This window comes from Paenibacillus sp. JT31N11 (assembly GCF_056269285.1).
In genome coordinates this window covers 35850-52445 of the sequence record NZ_JBWDNQ010000012.1, presented here as the reverse complement: position 1 = coordinate 52445, position 16596 = coordinate 35850, and the positions used below count along the sequence as shown (strand labels likewise).

General features: G+C 49.8%; 13 protein-coding genes and 3 riboswitches. Of the genes, 4 read left to right on the top strand and 9 right to left on the bottom strand.

Annotated elements, in window-relative coordinates; all coding sequences use genetic code 11:
• Positions 1-344 precede the first annotated feature (344 nt).
• The 4 genes from AC0YNV_RS30050 to AC0YNV_RS30035 all read right to left on the bottom strand — a co-directional run bounded on the left by AC0YNV_RS30050 (position 345) and on the right by AC0YNV_RS30035 (position 5364).
• On the bottom strand, positions 345-1973 hold the full coding sequence (locus AC0YNV_RS30050) for a type 2 periplasmic-binding domain-containing protein (protein WP_475771310.1): 1629 nt from the start codon (positions 1971-1973) through the stop codon (positions 345-347).
• 56 nt (positions 1974-2029) lie between these two features.
• Complete coding sequence (locus AC0YNV_RS30045; RefSeq protein ID WP_210044811.1) at positions 2030-2917, bottom strand: carbohydrate ABC transporter permease; 888 nt, start codon at positions 2915-2917, stop codon at positions 2030-2032.
• 27 nt (positions 2918-2944) lie between these two features.
• Positions 2945-3712: an ABC transporter permease gene (locus AC0YNV_RS30040; protein ID WP_210044810.1), complete on the bottom strand. Its 768-nt coding sequence runs from the start codon at positions 3710-3712 to the stop codon at positions 2945-2947.
• 521 nt (positions 3713-4233) lie between these two features.
• Positions 4234-5364: a glycoside hydrolase family 88 protein gene (locus tag AC0YNV_RS30035; RefSeq protein WP_475771309.1), complete on the bottom strand. Its 1131-nt coding sequence runs from the start codon at positions 5362-5364 to the stop codon at positions 4234-4236.
• A gap of 112 nt (positions 5365-5476) precedes the next feature.
• Here AC0YNV_RS30035 and AC0YNV_RS30030 point away from each other — a divergent pair, with 112 nt between their 5' ends.
• Positions 5477-6355, top strand: coding sequence for a helix-turn-helix transcriptional regulator (locus AC0YNV_RS30030; protein ID WP_475771308.1), 879 nt, complete (start codon positions 5477-5479; stop codon positions 6353-6355).
• A 54-nt stretch (positions 6356-6409) separates the two neighbouring features.
• On the opposite strand, the gene AC0YNV_RS30025 is transcribed toward AC0YNV_RS30030, so the two are convergent.
• Positions 6410-7297 carry a TetR/AcrR family transcriptional regulator gene (locus AC0YNV_RS30025; protein WP_475771307.1) on the bottom strand — a complete coding sequence of 296 codons (888 nt, stop codon included), beginning with the start codon at positions 7295-7297 and terminating at the stop codon, positions 6410-6412.
• Positions 7298-7530: 233 nt separating this feature from the next.
• Between AC0YNV_RS30025 and AC0YNV_RS30020 the strand changes: the two genes are divergently transcribed.
• The gene (locus AC0YNV_RS30020; RefSeq protein WP_475771306.1) at positions 7531-8643 is read left to right on the top strand and encodes an AbrB family transcriptional regulator; all 1113 of its coding nucleotides are present in this window, start codon (positions 7531-7533) and stop codon (positions 8641-8643) included.
• Positions 8644-8753: 110 nt separating this feature from the next.
• Here the strand turns inward: AC0YNV_RS30020 and AC0YNV_RS30015 are convergent, their stop codons facing one another.
• The 4 genes from AC0YNV_RS30015 to gcvH all read right to left on the bottom strand — a co-directional run bounded on the left by AC0YNV_RS30015 (position 8754) and on the right by gcvH (position 13248).
• Positions 8754-9767 carry an aldo/keto reductase gene (locus AC0YNV_RS30015; protein ID WP_475771305.1) on the bottom strand — a complete coding sequence of 338 codons (1014 nt, stop codon included), beginning with the start codon at positions 9765-9767 and terminating at the stop codon, positions 8754-8756.
• A 380-nt stretch (positions 9768-10147) separates the two neighbouring features.
• Positions 10148-11143: a copper amine oxidase N-terminal domain-containing protein gene (locus tag AC0YNV_RS30010; RefSeq protein WP_475771304.1), complete on the bottom strand. Its 996-nt coding sequence runs from the start codon at positions 11141-11143 to the stop codon at positions 10148-10150.
• A 438-nt stretch (positions 11144-11581) separates the two neighbouring features.
• Complete coding sequence (locus tag AC0YNV_RS30005) at positions 11582-12607, bottom strand: alpha/beta hydrolase family protein (RefSeq protein ID WP_475771303.1); 1026 nt, start codon at positions 12605-12607, stop codon at positions 11582-11584.
• A 248-nt stretch (positions 12608-12855) separates the two neighbouring features.
• The gene (gcvH, locus tag AC0YNV_RS30000; protein ID WP_475771302.1) at positions 12856-13248 is read right to left on the bottom strand and encodes a glycine cleavage system protein GcvH; all 393 of its coding nucleotides are present in this window, start codon (positions 13246-13248) and stop codon (positions 12856-12858) included.
• Between the two features lie 295 nt (positions 13249-13543).
• Positions 13544-13662: riboswitch (glycine riboswitch) on the bottom strand.
• Positions 13663-13797: 135 nt separating this feature from the next.
• Positions 13798-13902, top strand: a riboswitch (glycine riboswitch).
• A gap of 3 nt (positions 13903-13905) precedes the next feature.
• Positions 13906-14003: riboswitch (glycine riboswitch) on the top strand.
• A gap of 107 nt (positions 14004-14110) precedes the next feature.
• Here gcvH and gcvT point away from each other — a divergent pair.
• Entirely contained in the window at positions 14111-15223 is a 1113-nt protein-coding gene (gcvT, locus tag AC0YNV_RS29995; RefSeq protein WP_475771301.1) for a glycine cleavage system aminomethyltransferase GcvT, read from the top strand.
• Positions 15224-15229: 6 nt separating this feature from the next.
• Positions 15230-16588, top strand: a complete 1359-nt coding sequence (gene gcvPA / locus AC0YNV_RS29990) for an aminomethyl-transferring glycine dehydrogenase subunit GcvPA (RefSeq protein ID WP_475771300.1) — start codon at positions 15230-15232, stop codon at positions 16586-16588.
• Positions 16589-16596 lie beyond the last annotated feature (8 nt).

Below are 16596 nucleotides of genomic sequence, written 5' to 3'. Positions count from 1 at the left end.
CCTCATTTCGTTTACTGATACGGTGAAAAGGACGGGCTGCTCTTGCGGAAACGTCTTCCGATACTCGCAAGTGTTACAAGCGGGTTAGCCGCTTGTCACTTGTCGAGGAGCTGTTCGGGGTACAAAGGTCGTAAGTGGATGCTTCCGAAGCAGCTTTCTTGCGAAAGCTTTCAGCTTGCGCTTCTCCAGACTGTTTCCGCCTGCTCCGCCTGTTATTCACCGGTTTGCGAGAAATATAAAGGTAGTATGAGATCGGTAGAAAGCTGATCTCATACTACCTTTTTTTGATTAAAAACGACCTAAAACCTTTAAAACCATGCTGCTCCGCCGGTTAATCACCGGACTTACTTGTTATACAATCTGTTGGCGCTTGAGACCAGCTCATCGCCGATTTGTTTTTTCCAATCCGCAATAAAGCTGTCAAAATCTTCGATTTTCTTCTCGCCCACGATGACGGAGGTGAACATGGTGTTCCATTGGGTCAGGTACGTTTGGTTGCGGACATCGAGATTTTCGCCGGCTTCGGACGTAATCGGGCCTTCTACTGTCGGTTTATCCGTTGTAACCAGATAATCGACATTCTTCTGGCTGTATAATCCGTTATCGTCAAAGAGCAGCTTCTGCCTGTTTTCTTGAACAAAAGGAGGAAGAACGACTTTGTTCACTTCATCTGTCGCATCGAACCCGCTGTTGAAGGGCCATCCGAAGCCTTCTTTGGCTTTGGCGTCATTGGTTGAAAACTCCTGCTTCGTAACCATAGCGCCGTTAACCGTCGTATAATGAGTATCCTTCAAGCCATATTTGACAAGCGTATACATCTGCGGATCGCTGAATATTTTATCCCATGCTGTCAGGATGGTATGCAGCTTGTCTCTGTCCTGCTCTAATTTTTTGCTGAAGAAGGTTATATTCGTGAACATCGGTGCATTCGCAACAAGCGCCTTGCTTCCGTCTCCCAGGGTTGGGAATGGCGCCCATTCGAGCTTGGCATTCGGGAAATTGGCCGTTAACTGGGCGCCGATGCTTCCTTCATCGAAAGGCGGGCTTATCTGGAAAGTGGTGTTGTAGTATTGGTAAAAGAGCGCATTTCCCTTTACAAATTCATTCACCGGCGCCGATGTGTTTTGATACATCGTATAATATTCAGGGTTGATGTAACCGGCTTCATACCACTTGTTAAGCTGAATAAGCGCATCTCTCATTCCAGGCATAAATGGCGCATACTGAATCGTGTTATCCTTGTAGACCCATGCGTCGCGCCTTACGCCATATGCGGACAGGAAGTAATACATTGCCTGGCCTTCTCCGCCGTTTTGAACGGTGATCGGGTAATTGTCGGGATATTTCTCCTTATACTTTTTCAACACATTATCCCAATCCGCAATCGTTTTGGGCATACCGACCCCAAGCTCCGCCAATATATCCGAACGGACCGCAACGCCATAGGGCAAGGAGTTGCCCAGAGCGCCATTGCTGAAGCCTTTAAGCTGCCCGTCCTTGGACCATAAATCCAGGACATGGTCTTTTTGAGCGCCCGCTCTGCTGACAAATGACGCATAGATATTGGGGGCATACTGCTTGACTTCGTCTTCCGTCAAATTTGCGGCTGTGTTAAAGAGAGCGTCGCTGCTGGATGTATAGCCGCTGTACACATCAGGCATATCGCCCGATGCCACGAAGAGGTTGAGCTTGGTATCGTAATCGGCATCGGGAACGGCGGTTATTTTCAGATTGAGACCAAGCTTTTCATTCACCTGCTTCATGACTTCAGAATTTGGATCAGGCTGAATTCTTGTGGTAAATACATTGACGGTGTAATCGTTCTTGGTCTGGCTTGATTGTGTGTCCGCCGCCTGCACTGCCGGATCTGCAGCCTGATTCTTGTTATTGCTCGATGACGTGCAACCCGAAATAACAATCGTGCCGGCAATGACCATAGAAAGTGATGCTGAAAGCCATTTGACATTTTTCATCGATGATTTTCCCCTCTTCTTGGATATGATTTATATGTGAAGACATTGAAGCCCAATTAACCTTTTACGGCGCCGATCATAATCCCTTTGACAAAATATTTTTGCAGGAAAGGATAAACCATAATGATCGGGAGGGTAGTAACGAGCAGTATGGCCGCTTTTACCGATTCCGCGGTGTAATTTTGCCCGGAGCTGTCTACGATCTCTCCTCCTCTTACACTCGCCATCGCAGCATCCTGGGCATTATTAAGCACATCTCTCAAGAGGATTTGCAATACCTTGATTTCGCCATTCGATATATAAATCATCGCGTCGAACCAGGCATTCCATTGGCCTACCAGGGACCACAAGGTTATGGTTGCGATAATAGGCGTTGACAGCGGCAAAACAATTTTGAAGAAAATGGTAAAATCATTGGCCCCATCCATATAAGCGCTCTCTTCAACCTCAACAGGCAAAGAAGTGAAGAAATTGCGGATGATTACGATGGTATACGCACTGCAAAGCCCGGGAAGTACCAGTGACCATATCGAGTTGAGCATATGCAGCTCTTTCACAAGCAAATAGGTCGGAATCAGTCCGCCTCCAAAAAACATCGTGAAAATAATCAAGCCCATCCACATTTTTCTTCCGAGCAGATATCTTTTCGACAGCGGATAGGCAAGCATGGCCGAAACCACAACCGTAAGAACGGTTCCCAGCACGGTGCGCAGGATGGTCCAGTAATAGGCTTCCAATATGGAGCCCGTTGCAAAAATCTGCGTATAGGAGTCAAAGGTAGGGTTGCTGGTAAACAGGTGAAGGCCGATTTCGCCCGATTCATTGGACGGACTAAGCGAAATCACGATTTGCTGGACGAATGGAAATACAACAGTCAGACATATGAACACCATTAGGGAGATATTAAAAATATCAAATGCTCTTGCCCCTATGCTTTTTTTCATGTGTACACTCCTTTATTCCGTTAAAAGCTAGAAGACCGTATAATTAGAAAGCTTGCCTACGATCCAGTTGGCAGCCAATACAAGTATGAGCGCAATAACGCTTTTCGCTATGCCGACTGCCGTGGAGAAGCTGTATTGCATTTCCACAAGGCCGACCCGGTATACAAATGTATCGATGATATCAGCCGTTGGCATGACCATGGAATTGTAAAGGTTAAAGATCTGATCGAAGCCGCCGTCCAGAATCCCGCCGAGTCCAAGGACAAAAAGCATGGCTATGGTAGGCAATATACTGGGGATCGTAATATATAGACATTGTTTAAACCGTCCTGCGCCATCGATGGTCGCAGATTCATACATATCCGTGTTTATCCCGGCAATGGCGGCTAAATAGATGATGCTGCTGTACCCGATTTCCTTCCATACATTGGAAACCAGCAAGATTTGCAGAAAAGATTTGCTGTCGCCGAGCAGCACTTGAGGCTTCCAGCTAAAGGTATCCGCCAATAATCCATATAAACCGTAGCTTGGCGATACCAGTTGAAATATCAGGCCCGCTACAATAATCCAGGAAAGAAAATGCGGAAGATATGAAATCGTTTGCACAATGCGCTTGAATTTGTTGGAAACCAGTTCATTCAACAGCAGGGCAAAAATGATCGGTGTAGGAAAACCTACGAGAATCTTCAACAGACTAATTTTCACTGTATTTCCCGTGACGGTCCAAAAATATTTCATTTCAAACATCTGGTGGAAATACTTGAAGCCTACCCACGGACTTCCGAATATGCCCACCTGCGGGTCATACTCCTTAAAAGCAAGAAGAATGCCATACATCGGACCGTATCTAAACAGTAAGAAATAAATGAGACCGGGCAGCAGCAGCAAGAATAGAAATCTCTGCTTCATTAAAGTTGGAAGTATGCCTGTTCTTTTTTTAGAATTATGGATATTTAATCCAATTCCCCCATTTACTGCACTCACGCTCATCTCCTGCCTCTCTTGTTTGTTAACCTTAAGAAAGCGCTTATATTTCATGCCGCATGAATCTGTCCACTCAGCAATGGAATCGCTTTCGTTTCTTTCCCTTCACTTCATTGCCTGTATTTATTGTAACGCTTTCATATTTTAAAGGAATGATTTTTCTTTACAAAACTTGATGTATTTTTACTCCTTGCGCATCTCCAGACTATTTCCCCTGCTCCGCCCTTCCGCATCCGTCCTCAAAATCGGCGTGGGCCTGGTCATGCAAAAACGGCCCGCAAGAGAGCCGCTTTTTGCAAAGCGTCCTTCTTGCGGGCCACAATTCACCTGGATTAGCGTCCGTACCAGTAACCGGGAATCCCTTTGTCGAGCCGCAGCAGCGCTTCAAGGAAGAAATAATCGCCCCAAATCACGAAATCATCGGGCGATGCGCCGCTTCTCACGGAATACGAGCCATGTCTCAGGAAGCCTTGCTCGTCCCTGTCTCCGGCTGTAAAGTAATGATTAATAAGGGAAGTCATGGACTGCTGCACCGCCGTCAGAAAGAATTCCCGCTCCGTATCATCGTCCGGCAGGTGCTCGATAAGCTCGAGCAGGCCGCATGCGGTAATCGCGGAAGCCGAGCTGTCCCTTGGAGTGCCAGCGGTCTGAGGAGCGTCGAAATCCCAGTAGGCCACATGGTCCTCGGGCAGATGGGCGATGAAATACCGCGCGAGCCGTTTGGACGCTTCCAGAAACTGCGGCTCCTTGAAATAGCGGTAAGCCAACGCGAAGCCATAAATCCCCCAGGCTTGGCCACGGGTCCAGGTCGAACCGTCTTTGAAGCCCTGATGTGTTCCACCGCGGATGGAATCGCCTGTCACCGGATTAAAATAAAACGTATGGTAGGAGGAGTCATCCCCACGTACAAGAAAGCGCCTGCTCTTCTCGGCATGGATATAGGCTGCCTCCGCATATTTCCGGTCTCCCGTCTGTTCGGTGGCCCAGCACAGCAGCGGGAGGTTCATCAAGCAATCGATTATGATCCGGCCGCCGTTCTCCGGATCTCCTTCCGGTCCCCATGCCTGGAAAAGCTGCGATTCCGGCCTCCACCGTTTCATAAGAACATCCGCTGCCTGCAGGGCCAATTCCCTGGCGGATTCATCCTGCTCCACAATCCACTGCGCCTTGGCGGACAGGGAATACAGAAATCCGATATCGTGATGACCCAGATGACTCCCCTGCTCCATTCTTCTTTTGAAGGAAGCAACGCTTTGAACAGCAGCCTCACGCATCGCCTGATCCTGGTTGTATTCATAGCTCAACCATAAGATCCCCGACCAGAAGCCTTCCGTCCAGCCTGTATTGTTCACTAGCTCATACTTGCCGTCCCCATTGCTTACATGCGGAAATTTGTCCTTGAAACGGTTCATATTGGCGGTTGTTGAAAGGATGGTTTGTTCGATTGCGGTTTTCCAGCTCATGAATGCCTCCTATGTGCTTTTTTACTTTCAGCACCTATTATAGGAGCAGTCTACCGTTGATTTGTTGTGCTATTATATAGGTAAATTGCGAATTTGAAAGGAAACCTGCCTGATGTCCTTCTTGCAGCGGATCGAGTTTGAATTAGGGTCATTCTCCTACAGCTATAAGCAAAAAACGGAAAAATCCCGCTGGTACCATGCCCACCGGGGAATTGAAATGCTGTATATTTACGAAGGCGAAGGCGAGGTTATGCTGGAGGGCAAATATTATCCGCTTGGCAGGGGAACCGTGATCTGGATTCAGCCCTATCAGCTGCATCTTGTCGATGTGCCTTCCAGCTCCAATTCTCTATATGTGCGTACCAATCTGACCTTTGATCCTCATTCGCTGTCCGCTTATCTGGCTCCCTTTCCCGGTCTGCTGCGGTTTTATGAAAGACTGTGGAAGGGCAATTTGCCTAAACAGGTGTTTTCTCTTCAGGAAGGATATCCTCTGACCGGCATTTTGGAAGAAGTGCAGCAGATTCGTCATGCCCCGTCTGCAGAGTATGAAGAAAGCTTTGGTCTTGTCATGCTGAGATTGCTTCGTTTTCTGCAGCAAAACGTATTTGCGGAAAGTCTTTCCGGTGCCGGTGCCCATGCAAGTCCGCGTGCTTTAAGACATGTGGAGAACATAACGGAATGGGTGGAAAAAAATTATCACCGCCCCTTCCGCCTGGAAGAAATGGCCGATGATCTGTTCCTGTCCCCGTATCATCTGTCGCATTTGTTCAAAGCGTCCACAGGCATTACCCTCTCGGATCATATTACGTTCCGCCGGATCAGGGAGGCTTGCTCGCTTCTGGCAAACACCTCCAAAACGATCCGGGAAATTGCGTTTGAGGTGGGCGGCCTGAGTTCATCCTACTTCTGCCAGATGTTCAAGAAGAATAAAGGGATCACTCCCGAAAATTACCGGAGAACCATTCACGATTTACAGGTAAAGATGTAAGGATTGACGCTGCATTGCCCTTCTTATCCATCAATAAGCAGGAACAACCCGCCTCTAAATCAGCAGGTTAAGCTGCCTGACATACGGCCTCAGTTCCACAGCCGTTTCAAGAAAGGTTGTATATACATGAACCAAGGTCCGATTGGGAGCTTCCTGCTTAAGCTCCTGCTGCAGCAAACCGATCACTTCCTGCAGCTCCTGGCGGGCATTTTCCGGCTTTTGCAGCTCCTGGATCCTGGCGGCGAAGGCATTCAGAAAATCGTGAACCGTTTCCTTTTGCGTGTGCGGATCTGCAGGATTGATATGGTTAAAGTAAATATTGGTCCCGTTCAGTACAGACTTGGTTTTACTCCGTAACATATCGCTGACAACAGCGTCCATTCGTTCAACGAAGAAAAAAGCCAGCTCTGACATCGGCAGCGCAATCACCCTCTGATGCGCAAAGGCAATATACTCCTTCTGCAGTCCTCTAAATATAGCCACGATATCCCAGATATAATCTTCAATACGATCCCCGTAAGCTTCATGAAAACAATCGCGGTGCCAGGTAAGCAGTGCGGCCCGTTTGTTCTTCCAGGCCACAATGAACTTCTCGTTATTAGTAATAGGCAGTTCTCTGAACTCGCTCATGAAAAAGAAGTTTTCAAACGTATATTGGAGCTGGAATTCGATCTTGCGCCGTAATATCTCCTTGGGCGGAACGTCATTATGCTGGAGACGGTCCAATTCCCTGGCTTGTTCAAACATGGTTTGATGACAAGCCTCGAAAACCGCCGTAAATAAATCTTCTTTGGAATCGAAAATTTTATAGATGCTGCCTTTGGCCATGCCGCACGCTTCCGCTATATCTTTCATCGAAGCGGAGAAATAGCCTTTTTCTATAAAAACGGCTTTGGCCGTATGTAAAATTTGTTGTCTCTTCAATTCTTCAAACTCTTCCATAACATTCACCCCTTATTATTCTGACATGCCTCGACGGCAGGGTCAATAAAGGAATTGACACATAAAACTCTATAGTCATATAATGAACTCATGAGTTCTAAGGAACGAAACCTGAGAATATCGCCCGATATGGATGAGGCAATCCGCTCAATAAAACAAATTGAAAGTCTTTGAAATCGACACTGACTTCAGGCCTGAAGGAGCCAGAAACAAACGAAAAGAAGTGATCAATCATGAAAGACCAGCACTGGTTTCATATGAAATGGGTGCAAATTCTGTTGTCCGTCGTGCTTGCCGTTATTGGCGGTTTCCTGTTTCAATGGATTCATTGTCCCATTCCCTGGCTTCTCGGCCCCATGATTGTTGTTTTTGCCGGTTCGCGGCTGTTTACAGCCGTAAAGCCCTATTGGCCGGGGCCAATGCGCGATACCGGAATGATCATCGTAGCCTATTTGCTTGGGCTGTCATTCACGCTTGATACGTTCAGGCTAATTGGAAAGCAGCTGCCTTCGATGATCCTGCTTACCGTCCTGCTGTTGATTTGCTCTTATCTGATTGCCTGGCTGGTGGCGAAATTCTCGGGTCTGGATTTTCCAACCATATTGATGGGAAGTATCCCGGGGGGACTGAATCAAATGATCGCCTTGGCTGAGGAGATAAAAGGCGTTGATTTGACGGTTATCACTTTTATGCAAATCTCCAGGATTATTATGATCATATTCTTTGTCCCTTTGCTGATTTTTAGTCCGTTATTCGGAACTTCGCTCCAGCATTCGCCTCCTGGTGCAGAATCTGCAGCAGCAGCGAGCTGGGGAGGATTATTTCCCCACATTTTGGTTTATGCCGTGGTGTGTACAGGCTGTGCGCTGCTCTGGAAAAAAATCAAATTTCCAACCGCATTTTTACTGGGGCCGATGTTTGCAACGATTGTCCTGCATCTATCCGGTTTTTCAGGACCTGCCCTTCCACCATCGCTGGTGAGCATTTCTCAGCTGTTGATCGGCGGATATCTCGGTCTTATCCTGCAGCCCGAGAAATTGAAGAATAAATTTAAAATCATTGTGCTTGCCTTATTGAGCGGAATTGCACTGCTGGTCTGCTCGGTTGTTCTGAGCCTCATATTGACCGGGCTGCATACGATACCGCTCTCGACCAGCTTTTTAAGCCTTTCGCCGGGGGCGATGGATCAGATGGGAATTATTGCGAAAGAGCTGGATGCCGATCTCTCATTCGTAACCTGTTACCAGCTATTCCGGACCTTATTTATTTTTCTGGTCGTGCCGCCGGTGCTGAAGGTTATTTTCAAAGGAATGCTTCGGCGCAGGGCAGCGGAAAAGACGTCCTGACGGATCATCGGCCTTTCGGGAGAAGCATGCTTTTCATAAGTAAAATTCAAAACAGCCCCCTGCTTGTCAGCAAGCTGGGGGCTGTACTTATTGCCATCAATTTGAAGAAATCACCTGCGCCGCAGGCGCTTATCTGTAAGAGCAGGCGGTTCAGCGGCGTAGTTGTCCGACGGATTGAGGTCCGTGCCCGGAGGGACAATCTCATCGATACGGTCGAGCATCTCCCCATTCAATTCCAGGTCCGCGCCAGCCAGAAGACTCTCAAGCTGCACCTGCGTGCGGGGGCCGATGATCACCGAGGTGATTGCCGGATGCGAGAGGACGAACGCCAGCGCAAGATGCGGCAGCGGCAGCCCCGCCTCATTGGCAAGAGCGGTAAGTTTCCGCAGAGCTTCCGCTTTGACCTGGTTGGCCGGTATCGCCGGATCGTAAAGTGTCGGTCTTCCTGACGCCCGGTGACTCGCCATTTGATCAGCACGCCCGGATAGCCAACCGCCGTTCAGCGGACTGTACGTGAGCACACCCATTCCGTAGCGCTGCACGGTTGGCAGCACCGCGGCTTCGAGTTTCCGTGTAAAAATGGAATACATCGGCTGCTCCGTTAGAAAGCGTTGGCAGCCGCCGCGCTGTGCCGCCCATTGCGCCTCAACGATCAGCTCGGCAGGGAAGGTGGATGAGCCAATCGCTCTCACTTTTCCGGCCCGGACCAGATCCGTGAGCGCTGACAGCGTCTCGCTGATGTCGGTATTCGGGTCCGGACGGTGGATTTGGTAGAGATCGATATAATCCGTGCCGAGCCGCCTGAGACTGTCTTCTACTTCGCGTTTGATCCACCGGGCCGAGCCCCCGCGCTGGTTGAGGTCCTCGCCCATGGGCAGACCGAACTTCGTTGCGAGAACCACGTCATGCCGGCGTCCCTTGAGCGCCTTGCCGACGATCTCCTCCGACTCACCTCTGGAGTAGACGTCAGCCGTGTCGATGAAGTTGACTCCTGCGTCCAAAGCCGTATGGATAACGCGCACCGACTCGTCATGATCAGGATTGCCCATTGCTCCGAACATCATCGTTCCAAGCGTGAACTCACTAACCGATATGCCGGTTCCGCCGAGAATTCTATGCTTCATAGGCTTCTCCTCCTTATTTTTACGATCTTGCCGTACATTATTCCCAAGGGAATGCAGGCTCCATCCCTCGTTCTTCTCCCGGCTCCTTGACGATCCGGTTTAGCTTGCTTGCTTTCATTTACAAATGTTATCTGATGGAGTATGCTCCATGTCAAGAATTATTTCCTATCTACTTGTCTATCCGCTCAGATTTTCCGCTTGGAAAATAAACCGTATAGATCTCATCCTTGATCTCATAAAGGGGAATAAAGCGAAAACCCCGGTCCTGTCCGGCTGTCCGTGGTGTGCCCGGCCGTACCCGTCCCTCGGTTTTAAGAAATAAAACCAGCCCCTCAAAGGACTGGTTACCACAGCATCTATCGTACCATTTACTTAGTCCGTCACTTAATGACGGAATCGGTACGTTGCTCGCCGGTCTTCATGATTTCCAGCGTTCCGGTTTTTGTTTCCCCGTGATTGTAGCCCGTCTGCGTCAATTTCCCGTCCGCATCTACATAGCCGTATTCCGACCAGCCTTCTGGTCCAAAAATTCGAAAATGGGAATATACGTAATCTCCACTCGGCTTCGGAGCGATACCTTGACCGTCGGTCCATTGCTGATTCATGAAGCTTTGAAACGCATTTTCTTTGGTGCATGCCGTGCAGTTTAGGCGCCCCTGCCAGGTTACCAAGGCGAAATCGTCCTTGATTTCGACCTGCGATACAATATCGTCCTCGAACCTATAGAAACGGAGCGCTTCGCCTTCCGGAAACAGCGTCGTAACGCCGTCCCTATCGCCAACATAGCTGCGCGGCGTGAGCGGATCATGCGTATAATACAGATCGCCACCAAGGCCATTCGCAATCTTTCGCGCATCCTTAAGGTCACCCTCGAACAATGTACGTTGATCCTTCGCACTCAATTTCGAGTCAAGGGCGGCGATATGGTCGTGCCAGGTTACTTTATAGCCGAACTGGGTACCGAGAAACCGCAGCGGCACATACGCCCGGTTATTGTACATCTTCATTGGAGCATCAAGCTGCACGGTGCTGTGACTTGTGCCGCCGGACATCTCACGGTCGATAACGGCGACCTGACTGTTCGATTTGAACTGGGCCGTATCGGACCACCTGCGAACCGTCACCGTACTTGTTTTGGCATCCCACTGCACCGCAGCTCCGAATGCTTCAGCAACCACGCGCAGCGGTATAAGCACCCGTCCCCGGTCGATAATCAACGGCAAATCCGATTGTACCGCCTTTCCCATTACCGTAATTTGAACGCCGGCTGAGGCGGCTTCGGCCTGCGTCGTCATTCCCAGCCACGTCATGAACGGTACGCCCGCAAATAAGAGCGTGGCGAACGCAACAGTAATTCTTTTTCGAGCCATCCTCATCACTGTGATTCTCCTTTTAAGTTGTGATTATTGCAACAGCCGTTCACCATGCATTTTAGACGCAGCTAACCAGTTAAAGGTTCCAAAAAACAGCCTTTCTGGAAAGGAGATTACTCAATTAATCTGCCAGTTGGCTTAACGCTTATCGGCAGTCTAACAGTTTATTTTCACTGAACAGTGACCAGAAAATCGAGCTCGGAATTTGGCCAAATTCGTTCGTGAGCGCTGCTAAGCTAAAATATAACCGCGTGATTTCTTCCATTTCCATGGAAAAACAGACCGATATCTATTTCAAATCGGTCTGTTTTCCGTTTATTGGTTAAATTAGGGTTCGTCGTTCGATTAGTCCCCTACCGATATGCCCAAGCAAGCTAAGTTTCTAAATTAGTTTCCTTTTTGCCGAGAAGGTTCAATAGAAATAATTCGCAATTAAAACCTTCACAAATTATGCTCCTGGCGGTGAAACCAGTTGTAGGCTAATCTGCCCGATATTTCATGTTCTCCCTCAAAGAGGTCCAATTCAAGACGGTCAGCAGCTCCCAATAATTCATAAACGCTTTGAAGCTTCCCATAAGCTTCCCTGGTGGCTTGAACAGGAAAAATCGGGTCCTGCGTTCCAGCTTCAATCAGTAAAGGCCTGGGGGCGATGAGACTGAGCAGATCAGGCATTTCTGCAGTTAGAGACAATCCCGGGACATAATTGTCGACACAATGATGGATGGATAAAATGCTGTCTTTGAAGGTGTTGGTAAACCCGCTTACTACCGCAGCAGAGATTCTGTCATCGATGGCGGCCGCATACGAGCATACGAGACCTCCGCCGGAGATGCCCATGCATCCAATACGCTCCAGATCAACATCTTGACGGGTGAACAGATAATCCACGCACCGCAGCGTCTCAAATACCCGGTAACCCGCCATCGTTTGGCCGACTGCCAGAAGAAAGGTTGATAGCTTATGGCAGGAGTTCGAAGCCTGGGCATCCTCATCCTCCTTTAGTTTACGGTCCCCAAATCCCAGCAGCTCAGGCGCTATGGTGAGAAAACCCTGATTGACGAGCTCGACGGCAAAATCCTTCTGGTACCCTGGATGGCCCGTTTTTTTCGTGCCGTCGGGATTGAGACCCACTATATCCTTGCTGCCATATCCATGCCCGTGACAGGTGATAACCGCCCCTGGTCGGCCATTGCTTTCTTTCGGGATAAGGACATAGATTGGCATATACAGCTGTGGATAGGTCTGAATTTGAACGCGTTGACGAATATACGTTCCGCAATCCTCGGATTCCAGCAGCACCGGCGAAAGACTTGGCACCTCTTCGGGGAATCCGCCCAGCAATTGAACCAATCGTTTCCGCAGACGACTCCTCCACTCCTCCCATTCCTGCTGCGAATCCGCGCGAAAGCTTTCAACGGGTTGGATACTGTCATATAATTGCTTCAGATACAAATCCGGGTTCCACATAAAAATCCCTCCTGCATTCTAGTACTCAAATTCATCCTTCGAAACTCATTCGAGATTGATAGACCAATCCCTTCAAGTCAGGAAGCATTTATTTGGGACAGCTGTCCGGTGGAATCAGGAACGAGAGGCCGGGATTGAAATCGTTTACAAAATAGTGGAGCCGGATCATTCCTTATGTTCTTCGAGGAAGCCATCCGCCCCCAGGCGAATGGGCATTCCTCAAATCCTTACAATATCTCCATTCCTACTCAGTTGGAAGCAATGAACTTTTCGTAGCTCTCCGCGCTCAGAAGTCCGGCTACCATTTCCGTGGCATCACCATCCACCTCAACCTCAATAATCCAGCCTTCGCCGTAAGGATCTTCATTCACTTTTTCCGGTGAGTCCAGCAGACTCTCGTTCACTTTCGTTACCTTACCGCTTACGGGGCTGAATAGATCGGAAACGGTTTTGACCGATTCGATCGTTCCCATTGGCTGATTGGCTTCCAGCTGGGCATCGACCTCTGGCAGCTCCACGAACACGATATCTCCGAGCTGATTTTGCGCGAAGTCCGTTATTCCAATTCGTACCGTGGCTCCATGCGCCTCAACCCACTCATGCTCCTCCGAATACCGCAGCCCTGCTTTTACCTCGCTCATATTTGCACCCTCTTTTTGATTATTTGTCCAAAGCCGTGAGACTGATCCTGCCGGAACCAGGCATCTGACGTAAGTCGTTTTCATACACAAGAAGAAACGGCTTCGCCGTCCTGTTGACAGCGGCAGCAAGTTTCTTCCCTCTGTAATGGAAGCAAGTGTGGAGGTAGTTTATACTTTCTAAGATTTCAAAAAAGGACAGAGAACAGGCTTTATGCCGTGTTCTCTGTCCCGGGTACCTGAGAGTTTAAGCGTCATTACCGCTTGCGCTCCCTCAAGTTTGCACTCTCCAGAGTTGCGTCGGATGAAGGTACTTTTACCTGAGAGATTAATCGATCGGCTGGCTGGCCTTGTCGACTTGCCCCTTCGGTGCCGGCGGGTCGTTACACCCGCTTGGTCTCTCCCTGCCATCGTCATCCGCTAATCGTTTATAGATTAATGCAGGTACACCACCATGTCAATAAATCTGACGAATATTTTTTATAAAAAAATATTTTGTTGACTCACACTCTTAAAATCTGTAAGAATATACTATGACAACCAAATAAGCGGATGATGATAAAGGGAGAGATCGCCCATCGGCAGGATGGAGGCGGCGCCGAAGGAGTAAACCTCACATGAGGTGAATCTCTCAGGCAAAAGGACATTTATCGGACGCGACTCTGGAGAGAACGCACGGCATCCTGTAAAGGCCGGCGTCACCCAAGGGGAAAGCCGGATCTATTATTCGGGGTAACTCTCAGGTACAAAGGACAGAGCAAAAAGAAACGCAAGAAAGTAACTTCTACTTTGTGCGGCATTCTTTTTGCTTCTGTCCTTATTTGCATTGGCCTGCAATCACGAACCAAAAGAGGAGTGAATGAGGATGACCGAATTAATAAGAAAAACCCCGCTATACCCGGTTTATGCCGGCTATCCGGGTATCCGCTGCATCGACTTCAGCGGATGGGAGCTTCCGGTACAGTTCTCCGGCATTCAGGCAGAACATGACGCCGTGCGGCGGCAAGCCGGGTTATTTGACGTCTCGCACATGGGTGAATTTATGATAACCGGTCAATTCGCGGAAGGCTTTCTGCAGAAAATGACGACGAATGACGTGTCGAGGCTGGCAGACGGACAGGCGCAATACACGCTGATGTGCTATCCGGATGGAGGCGTGGTCGATGATTTGCTTATCTATAGGCTAACAGCGGATCAATATATGCTTGTCGTGAATGCATCCAATATCGACAAGGATTTCGAGTGGCTGAGGGAACATTTGATCGGAGACGTCATTCTGGATAATATTTCCGACAAGATGGCTTTGCTTTCCCTGCAGGGGCCTAATGCGGCCGCTGTCCTTGCATCCGCAGGAATCGGAGCGGCGGTGTTCGAGCTGGCCCCCTTCCACTTCAGGAATGAGGTATCTATTGCCGGCGCAAGCACGCTTGTATCCCGAACAGGCTACACCGGCGAAGACGGCTTCGAAATCTATGTGGCAGCGGAGCGGGCTGGCGATGTCTGGCATGCTTTGATGGCTGCAGGCGAGATGCACGGACTGGTTCCTGCCGGGTTAGGAGCGCGCGATACCCTTCGCTTTGAAGCCCGCTTGCCGCTGTACGGACAGGAACTTTCGAAGACGATTACGCCGCTTGAGGCGGGCGCCGGATATTTCGTCAAGCTTGACAAGGAAATGTTCATTGGACGCGATGCGTTGCTCAGGCAAAAAAACGAAGGTCTCCGCCGCAAACTGGTCGGCATTGAAATGATCGACCGGGGAATTCCCCGCTCTCATTACCCCGTCTACATGAATGACTCTCTGATTGGCGAAGTCACATCGGGAACCCAGTCCCCGACGTTGAAACGCAATCTGGGTCTTGCCTTGATCGATAGTGACTATGCCTATCCCGGAACTGTGCTGTGGGTAGAAATTCGCTTCAAGCGGCTGAGGGCTGAGGTCGTCAAGACGCCATTTTATAAAAGGCATCCAAAGGAGTGATCGATAATGACCAGTATTCACCGTTATATTCCGATGACCGATCAGGACCAAGCCGACATGCTGAAGACGGTCGGCGCCTCAACGACAGAGGAATTGTTCCGCGATATTCCCGAATCGATCCGATACCGTGGGGTGCTGCCTATGTCTTCCGCACTCGACGAATTTTCGCTGCTTGAGCATATGAAGGAGCTGGCCGGCCGGGACGCCGACACGGACCGCTATAAGAGCTTCCTCGGAGCCGGCATATATGATCACCATATTCCGGTTGTCATCAACCATATGATCTCACGCTCCGAATTTTATACCGCGTATACGCCTTACCAGCCAGAGATAAGCCAGGGCGAGCTTCAGGCTATCTTCGAATTTCAATCGTATATTTGTGAACTGACCGGTATGACTGTCGCCAACGCGAGCATGTACGACGGGGTTACTGCCCTGTCCGAAGCCGGTGCGCTTGCTGCCGGGGCGACGAAAAGAAAACAGCTCGTCATCTCACGCACCGTCCACCCTGAAGCGCGGCAAATGGTGCAAACCATGGCCAAGGGCCTGAATTTGGAGATCCTGGAGATCGGCTATGCAAACGGCGTTACTGACCTCGTTGCCCTTCAGGCAGCCGTCAGCTCAAAGACGGCGGCGGTGCTCATCCAGTCGCCAAATTTTTTCGGTTCTGTCGAAGACCTCTCCGCCATCAAGCCGATTATTCATGGAGTTAAAGGGCTATTCGTCGTCAGCGCCAATCCGATGTCACTTGGTCTGCTCGAGGCGCCTGGCAAGGTCGGCGCAGACATCGTCGTCGGCGATGCGCAGCCGCTAGGTATCCCGCAATCGCTCGGCGGTCCTACCTGCGGCTTTTTCGCTGTCGCGGAGCCGCTCATGCGCCGTATGCCAGGCAGGATCGTCGGTCAGACGACCGACATCGACGGCAAACGCGGCTTTGTGCTGACGCTTCAGGCACGGGAGCAGCATATCCGCCGCGAGAAGGCGACCTCCAACATCTGCTCGAACCAGGCGCTGCTCGCCCTGTGCGCTTCCATTTACTTATCGACAATGGGCAAGGAAGGCTTACGGGAAGCGGCCAACCTGAACCTGCAGAAGGCACACTATGCCGCCCAACAATTTAAGCAGCAACCCGGATACAAGCTTCCGTTCTCCACTCCATTCTTCAACGAGTTCGTTGTAAAGCTTCCGGACGGGGCGTCAGTGAAAAATATAAATCTGAAGCTCCTCGAATCCGGCTTTCTCGGCGGCTACGATCTGGGTCTCACCTATCCGGAGCTTGAAGGGCATATGCTGGTCGCAGTCACTGAAAAACGCACCCGTACCGAAATCGACAGCTTTGTAAGCCGACTGGGGGAATCGATATGACAACGACA

Bases quoted from the DNA above. Each gene is read 5' to 3' on its own strand.
- AC0YNV_RS30025 (WP_475771307.1), bottom strand. From the start codon at position 7,297: ATGGAAGAGTTTGAAGAATTGAAGAGACAACAAATTTTACATACGGCC.
- gcvH (WP_475771302.1), bottom strand. From the start codon at position 13,248: ATGAGCGAGGTAAAAGCAGGGCTGCGGTATTCGGAGGAGCATGAGTGG.
- AC0YNV_RS30030 (WP_475771308.1), top strand. From the start codon at position 5,477: ATGTCCTTCTTGCAGCGGATCGAGTTTGAATTAGGGTCATTCTCCTAC.
- AC0YNV_RS30005 (WP_475771303.1), bottom strand. From the start codon at position 12,607: ATGTGGAACCCGGATTTGTATCTGAAGCAATTATATGACAGTATCCAA.
- AC0YNV_RS30050 (WP_475771310.1), bottom strand. From the start codon at position 1,973: ATGAAAAATGTCAAATGGCTTTCAGCATCACTTTCTATGGTCATTGCC.
- gcvT (WP_475771301.1), top strand. From the start codon at position 14,111: ATGACCGAATTAATAAGAAAAACCCCGCTATACCCGGTTTATGCCGGC.
- AC0YNV_RS30045 (WP_210044811.1), bottom strand. From the start codon at position 2,917: ATGAAAAAAAGCATAGGGGCAAGAGCATTTGATATTTTTAATATCTCC.
- AC0YNV_RS30020 (WP_475771306.1), top strand. From the start codon at position 7,531: ATGAAAGACCAGCACTGGTTTCATATGAAATGGGTGCAAATTCTGTTG.
- gcvPA (WP_475771300.1), top strand. From the start codon at position 15,230: ATGACCAGTATTCACCGTTATATTCCGATGACCGATCAGGACCAAGCC.
- AC0YNV_RS30015 (WP_475771305.1), bottom strand. From the start codon at position 9,767: ATGAAGCATAGAATTCTCGGCGGAACCGGCATATCGGTTAGTGAGTTC.
- AC0YNV_RS30010 (WP_475771304.1), bottom strand. From the start codon at position 11,143: ATGAGGATGGCTCGAAAAAGAATTACTGTTGCGTTCGCCACGCTCTTA.
- AC0YNV_RS30035 (WP_475771309.1), bottom strand. From the start codon at position 5,364: ATGAGCTGGAAAACCGCAATCGAACAAACCATCCTTTCAACAACCGCC.